This window comes from Nocardiopsis sp. NPDC057823 (genome assembly GCF_042797335.1).
Classification (GTDB): domain Bacteria; phylum Actinomycetota; class Actinomycetes; order Streptosporangiales; family Streptosporangiaceae; genus Nocardiopsis; species Nocardiopsis changdeensis.
In genome coordinates this window covers 20,185-36,569 of record NZ_JBHVLR010000019.1, presented here as the reverse complement: position 1 = coordinate 36,569, position 16,385 = coordinate 20,185, and the positions used below count along the sequence as shown (strand labels likewise).

Genomic DNA, 16,385 nt, shown 5'->3' with positions numbered 1-16,385 from the left:
CACGAACGCCCGGAAGCCACACGGCTCCGGGCGTTTTTGACAGCTAAGTGACAGCAACCCGGTCATCCGAGCGCATCCCCGAGCTTGCCCAGCGCCCGCCGCTTGTCGTCCAGCGAGGCGTGCGCGTAGATCGTCATCGTGACCCCGATGTCGCTGTGCCCCACGATCTCCCGGACCACCTGCGGCGGCACCTTCAGGTTCAGCAGCAGCGTCACGCACGTGTGCCGTAGGTCGTGGAAGCGCATCCCCTCCAGGCCCGCCGCTCGGCGCAGTGGCTCCCAGCTCCGGCGCAGGTTGTCCGGCTCCAGGGGAGTGCCCCGGCGCGAGGGGAAGACGAGTCCGTGTTCCTCCCAGTCGGGGAAGGCGTCCGAGCGCTCCGCGAACTGGCGCTTCCGGTGCGCTTTGAGAGCGTCCACGCAGAACCCCGGCAGCGGCACTGTGCGCGCCGAGTCCTCCGTCTTGGGCGGCACCAGCGACAGCTTCCCGCCGACCCGTTGGAGGGTGTGGACCACCTCCAGGCGGCCGGCCTTCAGGTTGATGTCACGCCAGCGCAGCCCGAGCAGCTCCCCGCGCCGCAGGCCCAGGCACAGCGCCAGGACGTACAGCGCGTGGAACCGGTCGCCCTCGGCCGCCTTGAGCAGCCGCCGGGACTGCGTCACGTCCAGGCCCCGGTTCACCGCGTAGCGCGGGGGAGCGACCTTCACGAGGGACGCCACGTTGCGCGGGATGACCTCCTCCCGCACCGCCGTCTGGAGTGCGTTGCGCAGCACGGCGTGAACGGACTGCACCATGCGCGCCGACAGCCGGTGACCGCAGCACTCGGGCCGGGGGAGCGCGCAGCACCGGGGGCGCTCCCGGGCGGCGTCGGTGCCGTTGCGGCAGCACTGGCACAGTTGCCGAATGTTCGTGACGAAGGTCCGCACGTCCCGGGCCGTCAGCTTGGCCAGCCGCTTTTTCCCCAGGCCGGGGACGAGGTAGCGGCGTATGACGCCCTCGTACCCCTGCACCGTCTTGGGGCGTCGCTCGGCCCGCACCACGTGTTCTAGCCAGTAGGCCAGGTACTCGGCCACCGTCCAGTTCTCGGAGGCGACCGGGATGCCCCGGTCGGAGTCGGCCAGGAGCCGGTTCAGCTTCGCCCGCGCGTCGGCCTGGTCGCGGCCGTAGCCCTGCACGCGCTTGTACGTGCCGTCGGTGGTCAGCGCGTACCCGGCGAAGGCCCACCGGCCGTCCTTGCGCTGCCAGACGCTTCCCTCGCCGTTGGCGGCACGTCGGCGGCCCCTGCGGCGGCCCTTGCCCTCTGCGGCGCTCACGCGGCGTCCTCCAGGGCTTCCAAGCACTCGGGGAGCGCGGCGACGGGCACCAGGCGGCGGCGCCCGATCTTGACCGTGCGGAGCGTGCGGGAGCGGATGAGGTTGTAGACCATCCAGCGGCTCACGCGCAGGCGCTCGGCGGCCTCTTCGACGGTCAGGAGGAGTTCTGTCATGGTCACGCTGCTTCCTGTTCGGGATTTGCCGAATGTTCGGGGTCCAGGGCGGCGGCGAGCTGGGCGCGGCGCTTGAGCGATTCACCGACCGCTCGGAGGAGGCGGCGTTCGCGGGGGGCGACGTCGGGGTCTGTGGGTCGGGCGAGTTCCCAGGCGTAGGAGCCGGAGGCGATCGTCAGCGGTGCGGGGCGGGGGTTGTTCGCGTCGCCCTGGTCCTCGTTGGCCGGGTCGACGCCCAGGGCGTTCAGGATCCAAGTGAGGCGGTCGGCTTTGTGGTCGGCGAGGGTTTTGCCGGACCACTTGCGGGAGACCAGGACGCGGCGGCCCGCGTAGCCCAGGTGTTCGCGGCGATGGGCCTTGGAGCGGCAGTATCCGGGGCGCATGCCGGGCTTGGCCTCGTCGGGTTGGACTCCGTAGCGGAGCCAGTTGGAGCAGCGGGGCGAGCACGGCTCGAAGCGGAGCGCGTCGAGGAGCCGGTCCACGTGCTGTTCCTGGCGGGTGGTCTCGGCGGCGTGGCAGTCGGCGATGTCCTTGGTCAGGTACTTGGCGAGGTAGCGGACGCACCGGTCGGCGTCGGCGGACCCGGCCACGACCCCTTTGGCGTCGACTTGTCGGCCGAAGCGCACCACGTGATGGGGCTGGGCGTCGGGGTCCTCGTCCAAGGCGTCCAACGCCTCGTCCCACGTGGGGAGCAGTTCGCCCGTGGCCGGGTCGAAGAAGGTCCCTGCGGATGCGTCCCATTCGGGAAGGCGGTCGCCGTCGAAGCGGACCGTCTCGGCGTTGGGCCACCACACCTGGTGGTAGGTGGCGGCGGCGATCTGGCGCAGCTCAGCCCGTGGGAGGGTTCCCCGGGTGGCCATGTGCAGGTGCGGGGCCAGACGGCGTTGGGGTTCGACAGCGGCGAAGTACTGGACGTCGAACCCGGCGACCCGTCGGAGGTTCTGAACGAACCGGTCCACGAGCTTGGAGAAGTGCAGGGCGTCCCGGGCGGCACGCCGGTAGTCGTAGGTGGCGAAGTCCACCGGTGTGCCGTCGGAGCGGACCCGCCCGTAGGAGTCCAGGGTCAGGGTGATGAAGAGCGAGGGCCGGAACACCTTCCCGGACTCGGGGTCGGTGTAGGCCCGCCCGACCGTCTTGCGGGTCATGGGCCGCTTGGGCAGGTCGGGGGCGTCCTGGCGGCGTTTGGTGGAGCGCACCCGGCGCGGCTTGGCCGTGGCGGTGTCCGAGGAGCGGGTGACCGAGCCACGGAGTCCGGAGGCGGTGATTTCCTCGTCCAGGTCGGCTATCGCGGCGTCCAGCGCGGCCAGGTCCTCCACCGAGGCCGCCCCCGTGGCGGCGACCCGGTCCCGTTCGGCCGTCACCACGGCCCGCTGTTCCACCCAGGCCCGCTGGGCGTCGGTGGGCGGGTCGGGTTCCACGACGGGTTCGGTGTCCAGGTGCCAGCCCTCTTCGCACTGGGTCCGCCGCAGCGACCGCTTCCGTTTGGCACAGGCCGGGCAGCGCGATTCCAGGGTGGAGCCGCACGGCACGTCGATCACCGTCGTCTCACCAGTGGCGATGTCCGTGCGTCGCAGGGAGACGGGGCGGATGCACACTCCGTGGTCGGCGGCGACCTGTTCGGCCACCTCACGAGCCAGGGGTTGCGCGAGGCGTTCGGCCCGGGTGGACTTACCGGTAGGCGTCGGCATCAGCCCCACCGCCAACCCGTGTAGGGAAGCTCGGCCGCCTCTAGACTCGTGTCGTGACGAGACCTCGTTGGAACGTGATCGCCGGTTGGTCCGTGGCTCTGACCTATGTGTTCCTCATGATGTGGTTCTTCACCAGCCTGCCCATGGCGCTGGGACAGACCGCTTTCCTCGCCCTTGTGATCGGACTGGGCTGGTGGAAACGCCGCTCGAACCATCACCCGGTCACCTCCTCGCCCGCGAAAGAGTCACGTCCGTAGTTCCTCGCCATCGCGGTGATGTCCTCGTCCGATACGTACGCGGCCCGGACCCGCACCGGAGCCGGTGAGCCCTCCAGGCGGACGTAGGCCACACCGGGAAGCGTGGGGTCGATCAGGTGCGCCTCAGCGCCGCGTTCCCGGGCACCCTCTCCGAGGACCATGTCCACCTGTGAGGCCTCGTCCAGGCGCAGGGCGACCTTGTCGGGGAAGAGGTTGCGGAGGTTCATGACTTCCTTGCGCGGGTCCTGGAGTGCGGCCAGGACGGCGAAGCCCACCGAACGGCCCTGTGAGGTGAGGGTGGCTATCGCGTTCTCCGCGCGGCGGCGCACGTCCCGGTCGGGGTGGTAGGCGGTCAGAAACGCGACCTCGTCCAGGACCACGACCACGAAGGGGTCATTGGTCGTGGGCACGTGGGAGCGCAGCTTTCCCGCGTAGCGTTCGGCCCTGTCCTGCATGTCGGCCACGGCCCGTTCGAGCAGCGCCACCGCGGACTCGCCGTCGTCGGCGTAGTGGGCGAACAGGTCCTGCCCGTAGGACAGCTCCATACGCTTGGGGTCGATCGCCCACACCTGCGCCGTACCGTTCGCCACGGCGGGCAGCATCGCCCTGACGGCCGACCAGATCACCGAGCCCTTGCCCGAGCCGGTCACACCGACCACCAGGACGTGTGTGCCGTGGAGCTTGAGCACCCAGGGCGAGCCGTCCTCACGCCGCCCGACGGGAAGGGCGTCGAGGTCCACGTGGTGGGGCATCGGGAAGGCGTCGAGGGGTTCGGCCAGGGTGTCGTGCCGGGGGAACTCCAAGGTGATGTCACGGGGGCCGTTGACGGTCACCCGGCAGGAGGGGGCGGCGAAGCCGTGCGCCAACTCGGACACCCGGTGCTCGAAGTCGGCGGGAGCGGTGCCGGCCACCAGGGAGACCCGCACCCGGTCCGCCCAGGTGTCACAGGTGACGCGGCGGATGCGGGGGAGGTAGCGGCGTTCCTGGTAGGACTCGGCCAGCCCGGAGATGACCAGAACCGGTTGCCAGTGCCGCCGGTAGACGGTGACGTGCCGCCACCACGCCAGAACGCGCAGGATGACCCAGCGCCGGTGCGAGTCCGGCCAGGCACGCCACCACACCAACGAGACCACGGAGGAAGCGCCCCAGAGCCCGGTGAGACCAGGCCACCCCAACCACCACCAGGCGGCGACGGAGACGGACAACCCGGAGACCATGACGGGGAACCGGAACGGCAGCGCGACCAGGAACCGGACCAACCGCCAGATCCAGGAGGCCAGGACGACGATGCCAGGGGTTTCCACGATCGGGGTCGTGAACCGCACCCCCTGGGCGGGCGTTGGGAGGGTCGGGGAGGTCTGGGCGGCACCCACCTTGGGCTGACGCAGCATCACGCCCCACCGCCGTTCGCGGCCTCGGCCTCTGACAGGAGTCGGTCACGGGCGACCCGGGCGCGTTCGGCGGCACGGGCGGCGTCGGGGTTGCCGTCCCGGTTCGCGATGGCGGCGAACACCCGGGCCTTGAAGTCGAAGAACGCGGCCCGCTCGGCCTTGGTCGTGCGCGGCTTGTCGAACTCGGACAGGAAGGCCCGGACCAGTTGGGGGCCGGTCAGCTCGGACAGGTCGGGTCGGTTTTCGGACATACTGAAGACACCTCTTCTGAAAGTTGGGAAGCTTCCGGGAGGGTTGTAGGGGCGGCTAGGTGTTGCAGCACCAGGCCGCCCCGTCTCATGTCACGCAGGGGGTCAGGCGGCGTCCTTGGCCGGGGCACGACGAGCGCCCGCAGCGGTGCCGGGAGCCTTCACCCCACGGGCGCGCAGCGAGTAGGCGACCCGGGGGCGGCGACCGTTGTCGTCCACGTAGGGCATGACGGCCATGTGCTCGAACTCCACCGGCCGGAACGGCAGCCCGGGGACCTCGTCGGGCAGGGTCGGGCAGTGCTCGGCGGCGATCTTGACCTTGACCGACTTGGCCTTGCCCCGGGCCTCGGGGTCGGCGTCGATCACGTCCACCGCCCACAGCGGCAGCCCCGTGTCCTTGTCGAGTTGGGGCCGCTTGGTCTCGAAGTCGGTGATCGGCTCCACCCCCAGCGCGAACGCACCGTGCGGGAACACTGTCCCGAACTCGACGGCCAACGCACCCTGGATAGCCATGCGGACTCCTCACCGCGCCTGTCGGCGCAAACGAAAGTGTGTGGTCGGCCGCACCCCTCCACAGCAGGAAGGACGGTGCGACCTACCACACACTAATCCGCACTTTTTGTTTTGTCTAGTACGTGAAGTACTAGCTAGCACTCAGAGTGCGCCCACCCTCCTCGCAAGGCCGGTGAGTGCCGACCCGGCAGGGTCCTGAATCGCCATGAGGTCGCCGACAACCTGTCGCACGATCGGATGCGAGTGGACCTGTTCGGGCGTGACCCGCTCCGCCTCCTCCAGGGTGGCCACGGCACCGTCGACGTTGCGGCGCTGGAGCTGGGCACGGGCGACGTCGATCAGGAAGCGGCCCCGGCGTTCCGGCGACAGGACCGACACATCCACCTCTTCCGCCGCTCGCAGCGCCACCCCGGCGTCGCCCAGGTCCACGGCCACGGACACCTCGTGCAGGCCCACGTTCGCCGGACCGAACTCGGTATTGAAGTCGTTGCGCTCTCCGCCGATGGCGTCCGCGATCCGCTTGGCCTCGGCCACGTGGCGGTAGGCGACCGTCGCCTTGTTGCCCCGGGCGGCGGCGACCGCGCGTTGCAGCGTGAGAGCCCCGTAGACGGACATGGCCTCGGGGTTGCCCTCCGCAACGAGATCGCCTAGCGCCTCGCACGCGGTTTGTGCAGTGGCCTCCACCTGGTCGTAGTGGCGCGCACCCTGGAAGGTCAGGCACAGGCGGAACTCACCGGCCGCCATGAGGAGCGGGTCTTCCGCCCGCTCGGCGGCAGTGATGGCGCGGTCGGCAGCGATCCACGCCGCTTCGTACTCGCCCAGGCGGGAGAGCGTGGAGGAGCACGCCCGGTACGCGGCGTTGAGGAGCCGGAACAGCTCCAGGCGTTCGCCGTTGGGCACCGAGCGCGCGGCCGATTCCAGGTCGGGGATGAGCGATTCCAGGACCTCGGTCAGTTCCGTGTAGGCGCTGGCGTGCGTCAGCTCCCAGGCGTGATCGACCCGCCGGCGCAGGTCGTCCAGATCGACCGTCGCGGGATTGCGGCGCAGCAGCGCGGCCAAGGCATGCGACCCGCTCAGGACCAGGCGCAGGCGGCTGCTACCCGGAGGCTCCTCGTTGGAGGCGGCGACGATGGGGGCCTCGGCGGCCAGCTCAGAGACGGGGATCTCCAGGACCTCGGCCAGCTTTTCGAGGACCACCATGCGGTCGACCTTGCGCACCCCGCGTTCGACCTGGGACACCCAGGTCTCGGAGCGGCCGACAAGTCCGGCGAACTCGCGCTGGGACAGACCGCGTTGCCTGCGGTGCTTGGCCACCTTGCGGCCGAGCGCCTTCTGGTAGTCGGTGCTCACTCCTGAACACCCTTGGCGTCCATCAGGGCGAGGAAGTCCACGTCCACGGAGGACAGGAACGCGCCGCGGGCGTCCAGGAACCGCTTCACGTGCGGCTGCTCCTCGTGCGCGTCGAAGGCGGCGCGGTCGGCGTACAGCTCGTAGAAGATCCGCTCCAGCGGCTTTCCCTCCACCGTGTGGACCGCGTACACGAGCGTGCCCGGCTCGTTCTCACGGATGAGCGGAAGCGTCTCCGCCACCAGGGCGTCGAAGCCGTCGGCAGCGGCATCGTCCTTGAGCGTGAACCGCACAGACAGGCCGAACATGGGGCACTCTCCTCACTTGGACTACAAGACCCGTACTTATTGTGCGCGCAAACGGGTGCACTACACACGCATTCCATGTACGGTAGCCGTACTAATAGTACTAGTCATGCAGCTCAGTGTCTGCCCCCTGCGCTCAGAGCACGAGGTGAAACCCCATGTCCCTCCATGCAGACAAGTCCAACAGCACGGTGACCGTCCACCACGGGTGGTTCTACGGCCGCCCTGACCAGGTCGCGGCTGTACGCGCGTTCGTCGCCGACCGCCTGGGCGACTGCCCGGTGGTGGACGACGCGGTACTACTCACGAGCGAGTTGGCGACCAACGCCGTGCAGCACTCGCCGTCCGGCTTGCCCGAGGCCGGATTCGGAGTCCTCATCGAGCACGAGCACGGCCGCAGCGTGCGCGTCACCGTGCACGACGGCGGGTCGTATTTCGACGCCCCGTATGTGGCGCAGCCCGAACCCGACGCCGAACACGGTCGCGGCCTGTTCCTTGTTGACGCTCTTGCCGACTCATGGGGCAGCTACGCCACCCTCTCCGGCCGCAAGACCTGGTTTTCTTTCGTCTCTTAAGGGCTTCAGATATTCAACCTTCCTGATTGGGGCCTATCAGAAAACCTTCTGTTTTCGACTGCCATTCGACGGAAAAGTTTTTCGGCCATATCTGCCTCTCGGATTTTATAACAATTGTTTTTTCTACTAGAGGGCCCCAGGAAAAGTGAGCTCCTGCGAGATTGATATCACCAGAAAGGGTGGCCCCTTCAAAGGTGGCGGTGTTGCCGAACCTTGCGCCACTAAAAGACGCTCTATTGAAAGACGCCCCCTCAAACCTGCCCGTATATTGGACCTTAATTGCTTTCATGCTGGCGTAATTCTGGAAGCTCACCTCTTCAAAATGGGCATCGCCTGTGAATTTGGACCCCTTGAAAGATGTGGTTCCGTGAAACCTCGATCTATCGAATACTCCCGCATCGGCAAAGTTGGAAATCACGAACTCCGCTTTCTTTTTAAAGTCACATTCGATGAATATGGAAGACTTCTTAAATTCGCAACGGGCGAAGGCGGCGTTGCCATCAAATTTGCACCTGTAGAAATGGCCGCCGTTTTCAAATTCGGACTGGCTGAAATCGACACCTCCCAAGAAGGAGGTGTTCTCAAAATCCAGGTCTCCTCGGATTTTGCACTCTCTGAAGTCTGCATCTCCCAAGAAGGTTGCATTATTGAGCACGCAGCGTTCTAGAAACTCGACTCCACGAAGTGTTGCAGTGCCTGTGAACTGGCAATCAGAGAAGTCTGTTTGATTCGTGAACCTAGCTTGCTCGAAACTGGCTGAACCTAAACTTGCTTTGGAAAAATTCGTCCTTCCATGAAACTCTGCTTTCTCGAAGTGGCTTTTAAATGTAGTGCATCCGCTGAAATCAATATCGATTAGAGTTGCTCTTGAAAGGTTCAGCCTCATTCCTGGCCAGTACTGGTCTTCCTGACTCGTGCCGTTCGGTGTCTCGCGCAGATGGAGGGCCAAGATGTCTTGCGCTGCAAGGCGGACTTCTCGTTCTTGCTCGTGATGGTTGAATATTTCCTTTTGAGGATCATCTCCCTCTTCCAGATCCTCCCGTTTGGGGTTAAAAGGCATTCTTAAATAAGCGCATATAATGTTAATTATTACTTGCCTATGGCGAGGGTTGTCCTGCGCTAGTCGTTCGAGTGTGTAAAGTCCAGATAGGCGAGTTGGGGCGCTTTCTGAGGAAATTTGATTGGCGGCGTTTGCTTGGAGCTCAGTGATCCTCTTCTCTAGTGCATCATTGGCGTTTTCTTTAGATACTTCAATTTCGTGAAGAAAAGTTTGTTCTCCCAGCCACTGTCGTCGCGCTGATATCAGTAGTGCCATCGCTCCGCCTGTTCCTGCTCCCACGGTTAGGCCTGTTCTGATGGCGTCTATCCTCTGCCCCTCTTCTGCTTCGGAGAGTAGCCAGTATATGGATGCCCATGTCGATATTAGGACGACTATAGAACCGATCAATAGCCACCAGAAAGATATGGTCCTAGGCTTGTCCGGTTTATTTCTTGTTGAATTGGCTAGCAGGAAAGGCGTGACTATTAACACGACTCCAATGATTGAAAATATATAACGCATTTCGATGATTTTAATGAATTTATAAATCTCCGCATAGGGGATAAAGTTGCTTAGGTGTAGAAATATTAGGCCTGTGGCTATAAGGGCAGTCGCTGTTTTTTTCTTCATTGGGTTCTTTGCCGAGTTGGGCTGTAGGGGATCAAGGCGACGGCGCGAGCGCCGTCGCGGCGGCCCTCGGCCGCCGCTCGGGCTGCGGGCTGCCGCCCGGTCCCGAGCGCACGGCCGTAGGCCGCACGCACTCCACGTCTCTCGGACAGGCCCATAGGGAGAGCAGGGCCAGAGCTGCCCGATACAACCATGGTGACTCAGGGCATAGCTTTCCGTCAGGGCATTTGGTCCCAATGGTTGATGACGTGCTCAGATCCCGAGGCACCCGATAGCGGGGTGCGACTGTCTGGGGTGACCGGCTCCGGCGCTATCGGACGCCTCGGCCCGGAGATGTGGTGGCCGACATCCTGGGGCGGGCCGGGGGCGGTGGGGGAGGAGCACGGGTGCGGCGTCGCGGTGGCGCGCGGCCTGTGGCCCTGGTCGGGGGAGGCCGAGGAGGGCGCACAGTGACAGCAGCGGTGACAGCAACGACAGCAGCCGGGAGTAGACTCGCCCGGACCACACCGGACATGCGCCCCGCAGCGCAGAGCAGGGGCGGTCCGCCTACCCCGCCTGAAAAGCGGAAGGTCGGCGGTTCGACCCCGCCCCTAGCCACAACCTCAAGACATGCGAAAAGGCCCCGCCACCTGTGCGAACAGGCGGCGGGGCCTTTTTCATGCCTCGGCGGCCGGCGGCGGGTCTCGGTGGGCCGCTGTGCTGAATGCGTGCCGAAACTCCCGGGCTCAGGGGCGGCGGTAGTGCTCCTCTCCCACGAGGCACTGGGCGTGGGTCTCCTCGAATCCCCCGGTGGTGGGGCGCGCCGCGGGGGTGCGGGGCGGGTGGGGGCCGGCGGGGTTAGGGTCGGCGGGACGCCTACGGGGAGGACGGGGGTCGGCGTATGGCCGCGGGAGAGGCCCACGAGCGCATCGCGGAGGACCTGCGGCGGCGCATCCGGGCCGGGGAAACGGAGCCGGGGGAGCCGCTGCCCGGAGAGGCGGAGCTGGCCGACGGCTACGGCGAGGCGCTGCCCGCCGTGCGCCGGGCCCTCGGCCTGCTGCGGGCCGAGGGGCTGGTCGAGGGCGGGGACGGGCGCGGGGACGTGGTGCGCAGGCCCCGCCGCGCGGTCCGCCGCTCCAACGACCGGCACCAGTGGGAGAAGGACCGGGCCCGGACGGGCCTGGGCGAGCGGCTGTCCACCGGCGCCACCGAGCGCGACACCGGCCTGGAGGTCGACGACCTGGTGTTCAGCGCCGCCTACCACCGGGTGGAGGCCGACGCGGAGCTCTCCAGCGCCCTCGGCGTCCCCGCCGGGACGGCGCTGCTGGAGCGCCTCTACCGGACCCGCCACCGGGACGAGCCCGCCCCGTTCAACCTGGTGCGCTCCTACCTGGTGGTGGACCACATCGAGGGCAACCGCGACCTGCTCGACGAGACGAGGGAGCCCTGGCCCGGCGGCACGCAGAGCCAGCTGCACACCGTGGGCATCGAGCTCGACCGGATCGAGGAGCGGGTGACGGCCCGCCTCCCGACCGGGGAGGAGGCGGAACGGCTCGGCCTGGGCGCGGGCACCGCGGTCATGGTCCTGCACAGGACCTCGGTCGACACCCGGGGCCGCGCCGTCGAGTGGTCCGAGGTCATCCTCCCCGGGGACCGCACCGAAGCGGTCTTCACGACCCCGCTGGAGCGCTGGTAGCCGATGCCCCGACTGATCACCGTCATCACGGCCGTCCACGCGCCCGGGGCGGGGTTCCTGCCGGAGGCCCACCGGTCGCTGGCGGAGCAGGTGCTGCCCGACGGCTGGGAGTGGCAGTGGGTCGTCCAGGAGGACGGCGAGACCGACGGGGTCCGCCCGTACCTGCCGGACGACGGCCGGGTGAGCTTCGGTCAGGGGCGGGCCGGCCGGGCGGGCATGGCGCGGACCCTGGGCCTCAGCCGGGCGGAGGGCGAGTTCGTCAAGGTGCTCGACGCCGACGACCGGCTCACCCCGGGGGCCCTCGCCCGGGACATCCGGGCCCTGACCGAGGGGGCCGCCTGGGCCACCTCGCGTGCCCTGGACCTGCTGCCGGACGGCACCACCGAGGGCTTCGACAGCGACCCCGAGGAGGGGCCGATCGAACGCGGCGCCGTGCTGGACTTCTGGAAGGCGCACGGCTTCCGGGCGCAGGTCCACCCCGCCACTCTGTGCGTGCGCCGGGACCTGCTGCTGGCCCTGGGCGGGTGGATGGCCCTGCCCGCCTCCGAGGACACCGGGCTCCTGCTCGCGCTCAACGCGGTCGCCCGCGGCTGGTTCACCGCCGAACCCGGCCTGCTCTACCGCAAGTGGCCCGGCCAGGTGACGGCTGCGGCCGCCCACCGGGACGAGGCCGAGCGCTCCGCCCGCATGGGCGTGGTCCGGGAGCGCGCGGAGGCACTCGCCCTGACCGGCTGGGAGTACCGCGCCCCCGCCGGGTGAAGCGGTGCGGCGGGATCCCTAGTCCATCAGGCCGTGCTCCCAGGCCCAGGCGGCGACCTCCACGCGGTTGCGCAGGCCGAGCTTGGCCTGGATGGCGGACATGTGGCCCTTGACGGTGCTGACCGAGATGAACAGCTCGTCGGCGGCCTCCCGGTTGGTCCGCCCCCGGGCGACGGCGCGGGTCACCTCGGTCTCGCGCTCGGACAGCGGGTTCGCAAGGGCCCGGCCGGGCGCAGCGGCGGTCAGGTGCCGCAGCAGCCGCAGGGTGACCGCCGGTGAGATGAGGGCGTCCCCGGCGTGCGCCGACAGGACGGCCTCGATGAGCAGGGCGGGCCCCGCGTCCTTGAGGACGAAGCCCACGGCCCCGCCCCGCAGCGCTCCGTAGACGTACTCGTCGAGGTCGAACGTGGTCACCACGACGACCCGCAGCGGGTCGGCCACACCCGGGCCGGCCAACAGCCGGGTGACCTCCAGGCCGTCCAGGCGCGGCATGCGGATGTCGACCAGGCACACGTCGGGGCGCAGGCGCCTGGCCGCCTCGACCGCCTCGGCGCCGTCCGCCGCCTCCGCCACGACGGTGAGGCCGGGGTGGCTCTCGATGATCCTGCGCAGGCCGTTGCGGATCATCGCCTGGTCGTCGGCCACCAGTACGCGGACGGTCATGGGCTCCTCCGGTCGGCGAGGGGCAGGACGGCGACGACGGACCAGCCGCCCCCGCCGCGGGGTCCGGCCTCCAGTGTGCCGCCCAGGGCCCGGACCCGCTCGCGCATGCCGACCAGCCCGTACCCGCCCGGCCGCGGCCGAGGGGGCGGGCCCGGGGCGTCGTCCGCGACCTCCACGGTGAGCTCCTCCCCGTCCCGGGTGACGCGGACGGTGACCTCCCCGGCGTGCGCGGCGTGGCGCGCGACGTTGGTCAGCGACTCCTGGACGACGCGGTGGACGGCGGCGGCGACCTCGGGCGGCCACGCCGGTTCGTCCTCGGGCCGGTGCAGGCGCACCGGGGGACCGCCCCGGCGCTCGAACCGCTCGACGAGGTCGGTGAGCCGCTCGGCGGGGGAGGCGAGGGAGGCGCCGTCCTCCTCGCGCAGCAGGCCGACGACGCGGCGCATGGCGGCCAGTGCCTCGGCCCCCTCGGCCTCGATGGCGGCGAAGGAGTCCCGGCTCCTCCCGCCGTCGGGACCTTGAGGGGCCTCGATCCGCCCGGCCTGCGCCTCGATCACGATGCCGGTGATGTGGTGGGCGACCACGTCGTGCAGCTCCCTGGCCACCGCCAGCCGTTCGTCGCGGCGCACCCGCTCGGCGGCCCGCCGCCGGCGGGCGGCCAGCAGGCGGGGGCCCAGGCCGGCCGTGAGGCCGCCCAGCCACAGGACCAGGTTCAGCCACACCACGGGCATGCCGGAGGAGGAGCCCACCTCGGGGAGGGCGGCGATCCCGACCACCGCGAGCCCCCCGGCCGCCACCGCGCAGGCCGGGCGGACCGGCAGGCGGCCGACGGCGGAGGCGGTGAGCACCGCCAGCGCGAGGGCCGCGGCCGGGCCGGGTTCCGCGGGCAGTCCGAACCACCAGGAGACCGGTACCGAGGCCGCCGCCACGGTCAGCCCGGCGGCCGCCGCCACCGCCCGGCCGCGGCGGCGCAGCAGGGCGATCACGCCCACCGCCGCGCCCGCGGCCGCACCCGGCCACCAGTAGCCGCCGCCCCAGGTCGACGCGATGCCGTACGCCTGGAAGGCGATCGCCGCCGCGAGGACCGCGGCCAGGGCCGCGTCCGCCGCCCGGCCGCGCCACCGGGACCGCCCCGGGGAGCCGTTTCCACTGTTCACGGGGTTCAGCCTAGGGACGCCCGGTCCGCCGGCGGACCGGCCGAAAGTACTGTCGCGGCGACCGCGAACCCTTCCTTCGGCCGGTGCCCGGAGCCGAGGCGGCCCGTCAGGCTCGGCCCCATGGCAAACGAACCCTCCCTCCCGGGGCGCACCGCTCCGGACCCGCCGGCCCGGACCCGCCTCGTCGCGCTAGACGTGCTGCGCGGAGTCGCCATGTGCGGGATCCTCGTGTCCAACATCCGGCTGATCGCGGGCACCGCCGCCGCCACCGTGGAACCGCCCATGGGCGCCGCGCACGTGTGGCTGGGCCTCCCGGTCCTGTCCCTGCTGTTCGGCATCGGCTTCTCCCTCCTGCTGGAGTCCGCCCGCGACCGTGCTCCCCGCCCGCGGCTCGTGCTGCTGCGGCGCCTCCTGGCGCTCCTGGTTATCGGCCTCCTGCACCGGCTGCTGTGGCCGGGGGACATCCTCAGCGTCTACGCCGTCGTCGGCCTGCTGGTCCTGCTGCCCTCGTCCTGGCTGCCCCGGTGGGCGGTCGCCGGGGCGGCCGCCGCGCTCGTCCCGACGGGGCTGCTCCTCGGCATGGGGGGTCCGCTGCTGGTCGCCGGGCTGTTCCTGACGGGGTCGGCGCTGGTCCGCTACGGGGTGGTCGCGCGGATCGACCATTCCACCCGAGGGCCGGTCCTGGTGGGCCTGGCCTGTGCGGCGGGAGCGGTGCTCGCCGGGTGGGCGGCGCCGGCCGCGGCGGGGCCCGGGCCCGTAGCGTGGCAGATCCTCACGGCGGACCTGCTGCGCACCGCGACGTACGTGTGCGTCCTGCTGGTCCTGCTCAGGACACCGCTGCGGCCGGTGCTGGCGGCCGTCTTCGCGCCCCTGGGCCGGATCGCCCTGACCCAGCACCTGAGCGCCACACTCCTGGTCCTGGGCGCCGCCCACCTCCTGGGCCTGCCGATCGCCGACTCCCTCCCGGTGGCGCTGGCGGTCGCCGGGACGCTCCTGGCCGCGCAGTGGGTGTTCGCCGTCCTGTGGCTGCGCCGCTTCCCCCAGGGGCCGGTGGAGTGGCTCTGGCGCCTGGCCACCTGGGGCCGGCGAGGCACCGTCGCCGCTCCCGGGGCCGTCCCGGCGGGCTGACCGCCGCGGCGGACACGGCGGCGCCCCCGCCCCCCGGGGGGATCGGGGGCGGGGGCGCCGGCCGTCGGGCGGAGCGGAGGCCGTCAGTCCCGGACTGCGTCGCCTGCGGTGCCGCCGGCAGCGTCCCCGGCGGTGTCCGGGGCGGTCTTCTCCCCGTGGTTGATCACACCGTCGTCCTCGCCGGAGAAGAACCGGCGGCCGTACATGAGCAGGCACAGGACGATGCCCACGGCGAAGCCCCAGGCGGCGCCGTTGAGGGCCAGGACGGCGCCGGTGACACCGGCGATGCCCAGGTCGGTCCTGCTGCGCGCTTCGAGGATCCCGACCTTGACGCTCACGAACCCCTGGATGATGAGGGTGAGGGCGAGCGCCACGCCGAGCACGGGTTCGACGAGCGACACGACCGGCAGCAGCCACAGGCCGGTGTTGGTGCCCCAGCGGAACGATCCGGCGCCGCTGAAGATCGACTGCATCGCGTCGCGGCCCTTCTTGTACCGCTCGGAGATGGCCACGTGCATCGCGGCCCACAGCGGGCCGCACATGGTGACGTCCGGGCCGATCACGCCCATGACGGCGTTGCGGGCGCCGAAGATCAGGTGGGCGCGATTCGGGTTGTAGCGGACCTTCTCGTCGGTGCGCACCTCGGCGGCCTCGTCGAGGACGGCGCGGGCCTGGAGCACGTCGCCGAAGACCACGATGTAGGCCGCGGCCACGGTCGGGATCACGGTGACCAGCATCGTCAGCGGGGGCAGGCCCACGCCGAAGACGGTGTACTGCGTCCACAGGGTGACGAAGTCGGGGGTCGCGAAGCCCCACTCCAGGGTCGGCCAGGGCGCCTCGCCGAACAGCGGGGCGACGACGACGGCGAGCAGGATGCACGGCAGGATGCCCAGGCTCCCGATCAGCCGCAGCACACGGCTGCGCTTCTGCGCCGCGGCGAAGCCCTTGGAGTAGAGCAGGACGAAGGCCAGCCCCACGGCGATCGAGATCGTCCAGGGGAACGACTCGAACCGGCCGCCCTCGGCGAACACGCTCTGGACGGCGGCGAAGCCCGCGCCCACGACGATGCCCGCGCGCAGGGCGTTCGGGATGAACCGGACCACCTTCGCCGCCAGTCCGGTCACCCCCAGCGTGATCGACAGCGCGGCGAGCACGAGCTGGAAGGCGATGAGCGCCTGGACCCGTTCGGGGCCCTCGGGGAACTGCTGGCAGTACACCATGAGCAGGGGGATGGCCGGTGTGATCCAGCCCGGGACCACGGGGTCGCCGAGCAGGTGGTGGAGCAGGTAGAGCACACCGTTGAGGACGACCACGGCGAGCGCGGCCTCGAAGGGCATCCCGAGGAGCTCGACCAGCAGGGGGATCGCGGACAGGTCGACCGCGCACATGACCAGGCCCTGCGTGTAGTCCTGCCACTGGAACCGGTAGTGGACGAACGGCAGGCGGACCTCGAACGGCCCGGCCTTCCAGTGGGGTGAGGCGGCGTCCGGCCCGGTGGATCTCTTACTCATTGTTCAGTGCTCAGTGCTT

Annotated in this window: 16 protein-coding genes and 1 tRNA gene; 5 read left to right on the top strand and 12 right to left on the bottom strand. The window is 69.6% G+C overall.

Features of this window, described 5'->3' with window-relative positions; translation table 11 throughout:
* Positions 1-62: 62 nt before the first annotated feature.
* The 8 genes from ACFVNO_RS25040 to ACFVNO_RS25005 all read right to left on the bottom strand — a co-directional run bounded on the left by ACFVNO_RS25040 (position 63) and on the right by ACFVNO_RS25005 (position 7,235).
* Positions 63-1,310, bottom strand: a complete 1,248-nt coding sequence (locus tag ACFVNO_RS25040) for a tyrosine-type recombinase/integrase (RefSeq protein WP_378896089.1) — start codon at positions 1,308-1,310, stop codon at positions 63-65.
* Positions 1,307-1,483 carry a helix-turn-helix domain-containing protein gene (locus ACFVNO_RS25035; protein ID WP_083926642.1) on the bottom strand — a complete coding sequence of 59 codons (177 nt, stop codon included), beginning with the start codon at positions 1,481-1,483 and terminating at the stop codon, positions 1,307-1,309. The genes ACFVNO_RS25040 and ACFVNO_RS25035 overlap by 4 nt, the downstream gene beginning before the upstream one ends.
* Before the next feature lie 2 nt (positions 1,484-1,485).
* Positions 1,486-3,171: a replication initiator gene (locus ACFVNO_RS25030; RefSeq protein ID WP_378896087.1), complete on the bottom strand. Its 1,686-nt coding sequence runs from the start codon at positions 3,169-3,171 to the stop codon at positions 1,486-1,488.
* Positions 3,172-3,385: 214 nt separating this feature from the next.
* On the bottom strand, positions 3,386-4,819 hold the full coding sequence (locus ACFVNO_RS25025) for an FtsK/SpoIIIE domain-containing protein (protein ID WP_378896085.1): 1,434 nt from the start codon (positions 4,817-4,819) through the stop codon (positions 3,386-3,388).
* A complete protein-coding gene (locus tag ACFVNO_RS25020; protein WP_378801191.1) occupies positions 4,819-5,070 on the bottom strand; it encodes a hypothetical protein in 252 nt (83 codons plus the stop codon). Before ACFVNO_RS25020 ends, ACFVNO_RS25025 begins: the two co-directional genes overlap by 1 nt.
* Before the next feature lie 102 nt (positions 5,071-5,172).
* A complete protein-coding gene (locus tag ACFVNO_RS25015) occupies positions 5,173-5,580 on the bottom strand; it encodes a plasmid replication, integration and excision activator (RefSeq protein WP_378801192.1) in 408 nt (135 codons plus the stop codon).
* Between the two features lie 141 nt (positions 5,581-5,721).
* Positions 5,722-6,930 (bottom strand): helix-turn-helix domain-containing protein, encoded by a 1,209-nt coding sequence (locus ACFVNO_RS25010; protein WP_378801193.1) that lies wholly within the window; start codon positions 6,928-6,930, stop codon positions 5,722-5,724.
* The gene (locus ACFVNO_RS25005; protein ID WP_378896083.1) at positions 6,927-7,235 is read right to left on the bottom strand and encodes a putative quinol monooxygenase; all 309 of its coding nucleotides are present in this window, start codon (positions 7,233-7,235) and stop codon (positions 6,927-6,929) included. Before ACFVNO_RS25005 ends, ACFVNO_RS25010 begins: the two co-directional genes overlap by 4 nt.
* A gap of 155 nt (positions 7,236-7,390) precedes the next feature.
* On the opposite strand from ACFVNO_RS25005, the gene ACFVNO_RS25000 reads away from it, so the two are divergent.
* Positions 7,391-7,807, top strand: a complete 417-nt coding sequence (locus tag ACFVNO_RS25000; protein WP_378896081.1) for an ATP-binding protein — start codon at positions 7,391-7,393, stop codon at positions 7,805-7,807.
* A gap of 13 nt (positions 7,808-7,820) precedes the next feature.
* Here ACFVNO_RS25000 and ACFVNO_RS24995 read toward each other — a convergent pair whose 3' ends face one another.
* Positions 7,821-9,476, bottom strand: a complete 1,656-nt coding sequence (locus ACFVNO_RS24995) for a pentapeptide repeat-containing protein (protein ID WP_378896079.1) — start codon at positions 9,474-9,476, stop codon at positions 7,821-7,823.
* Between the two features lie 525 nt (positions 9,477-10,001).
* Here ACFVNO_RS24995 and ACFVNO_RS24990 point away from each other — a divergent pair.
* From ACFVNO_RS24990 to ACFVNO_RS24980, 3 genes are all read left to right on the top strand, one after another.
* A tRNA-OTHER gene (locus tag ACFVNO_RS24990) sits at positions 10,002-10,070 on the top strand.
* A gap of 283 nt (positions 10,071-10,353) precedes the next feature.
* The gene (locus ACFVNO_RS24985) at positions 10,354-11,148 is read left to right on the top strand and encodes a GntR family transcriptional regulator (protein WP_378896077.1); all 795 of its coding nucleotides are present in this window, start codon (positions 10,354-10,356) and stop codon (positions 11,146-11,148) included.
* A gap of 3 nt (positions 11,149-11,151) precedes the next feature.
* Entirely contained in the window at positions 11,152-11,907 is a 756-nt protein-coding gene (locus ACFVNO_RS24980; protein ID WP_378896075.1) for a glycosyltransferase family 2 protein, read from the top strand.
* A gap of 18 nt (positions 11,908-11,925) precedes the next feature.
* On the opposite strand, the gene ACFVNO_RS24975 is transcribed toward ACFVNO_RS24980, so the two are convergent.
* Together ACFVNO_RS24975 and ACFVNO_RS24970 are read right to left on the bottom strand one after the other, a co-directional pair.
* The gene (locus ACFVNO_RS24975) at positions 11,926-12,570 is read right to left on the bottom strand and encodes a response regulator transcription factor (RefSeq protein WP_355267330.1); all 645 of its coding nucleotides are present in this window, start codon (positions 12,568-12,570) and stop codon (positions 11,926-11,928) included.
* Positions 12,567-13,727: a sensor histidine kinase gene (locus ACFVNO_RS24970; protein ID WP_378896072.1), complete on the bottom strand. Its 1,161-nt coding sequence runs from the start codon at positions 13,725-13,727 to the stop codon at positions 12,567-12,569. The genes ACFVNO_RS24975 and ACFVNO_RS24970 overlap by 4 nt, the downstream gene beginning before the upstream one ends.
* 120 nt (positions 13,728-13,847) lie before the next feature.
* Here ACFVNO_RS24970 and ACFVNO_RS24965 point away from each other — a divergent pair, with 120 nt between their 5' ends.
* Positions 13,848-14,855: a DUF418 domain-containing protein gene (locus tag ACFVNO_RS24965; RefSeq protein WP_378896070.1), complete on the top strand. Its 1,008-nt coding sequence runs from the start codon at positions 13,848-13,850 to the stop codon at positions 14,853-14,855.
* A gap of 83 nt (positions 14,856-14,938) precedes the next feature.
* On the opposite strand, the gene ACFVNO_RS24960 is transcribed toward ACFVNO_RS24965, so the two are convergent.
* Positions 14,939-16,366: a hypothetical protein gene (locus tag ACFVNO_RS24960; protein WP_378896068.1), complete on the bottom strand. Its 1,428-nt coding sequence runs from the start codon at positions 16,364-16,366 to the stop codon at positions 14,939-14,941.
* Positions 16,367-16,385 lie beyond the last annotated feature (19 nt).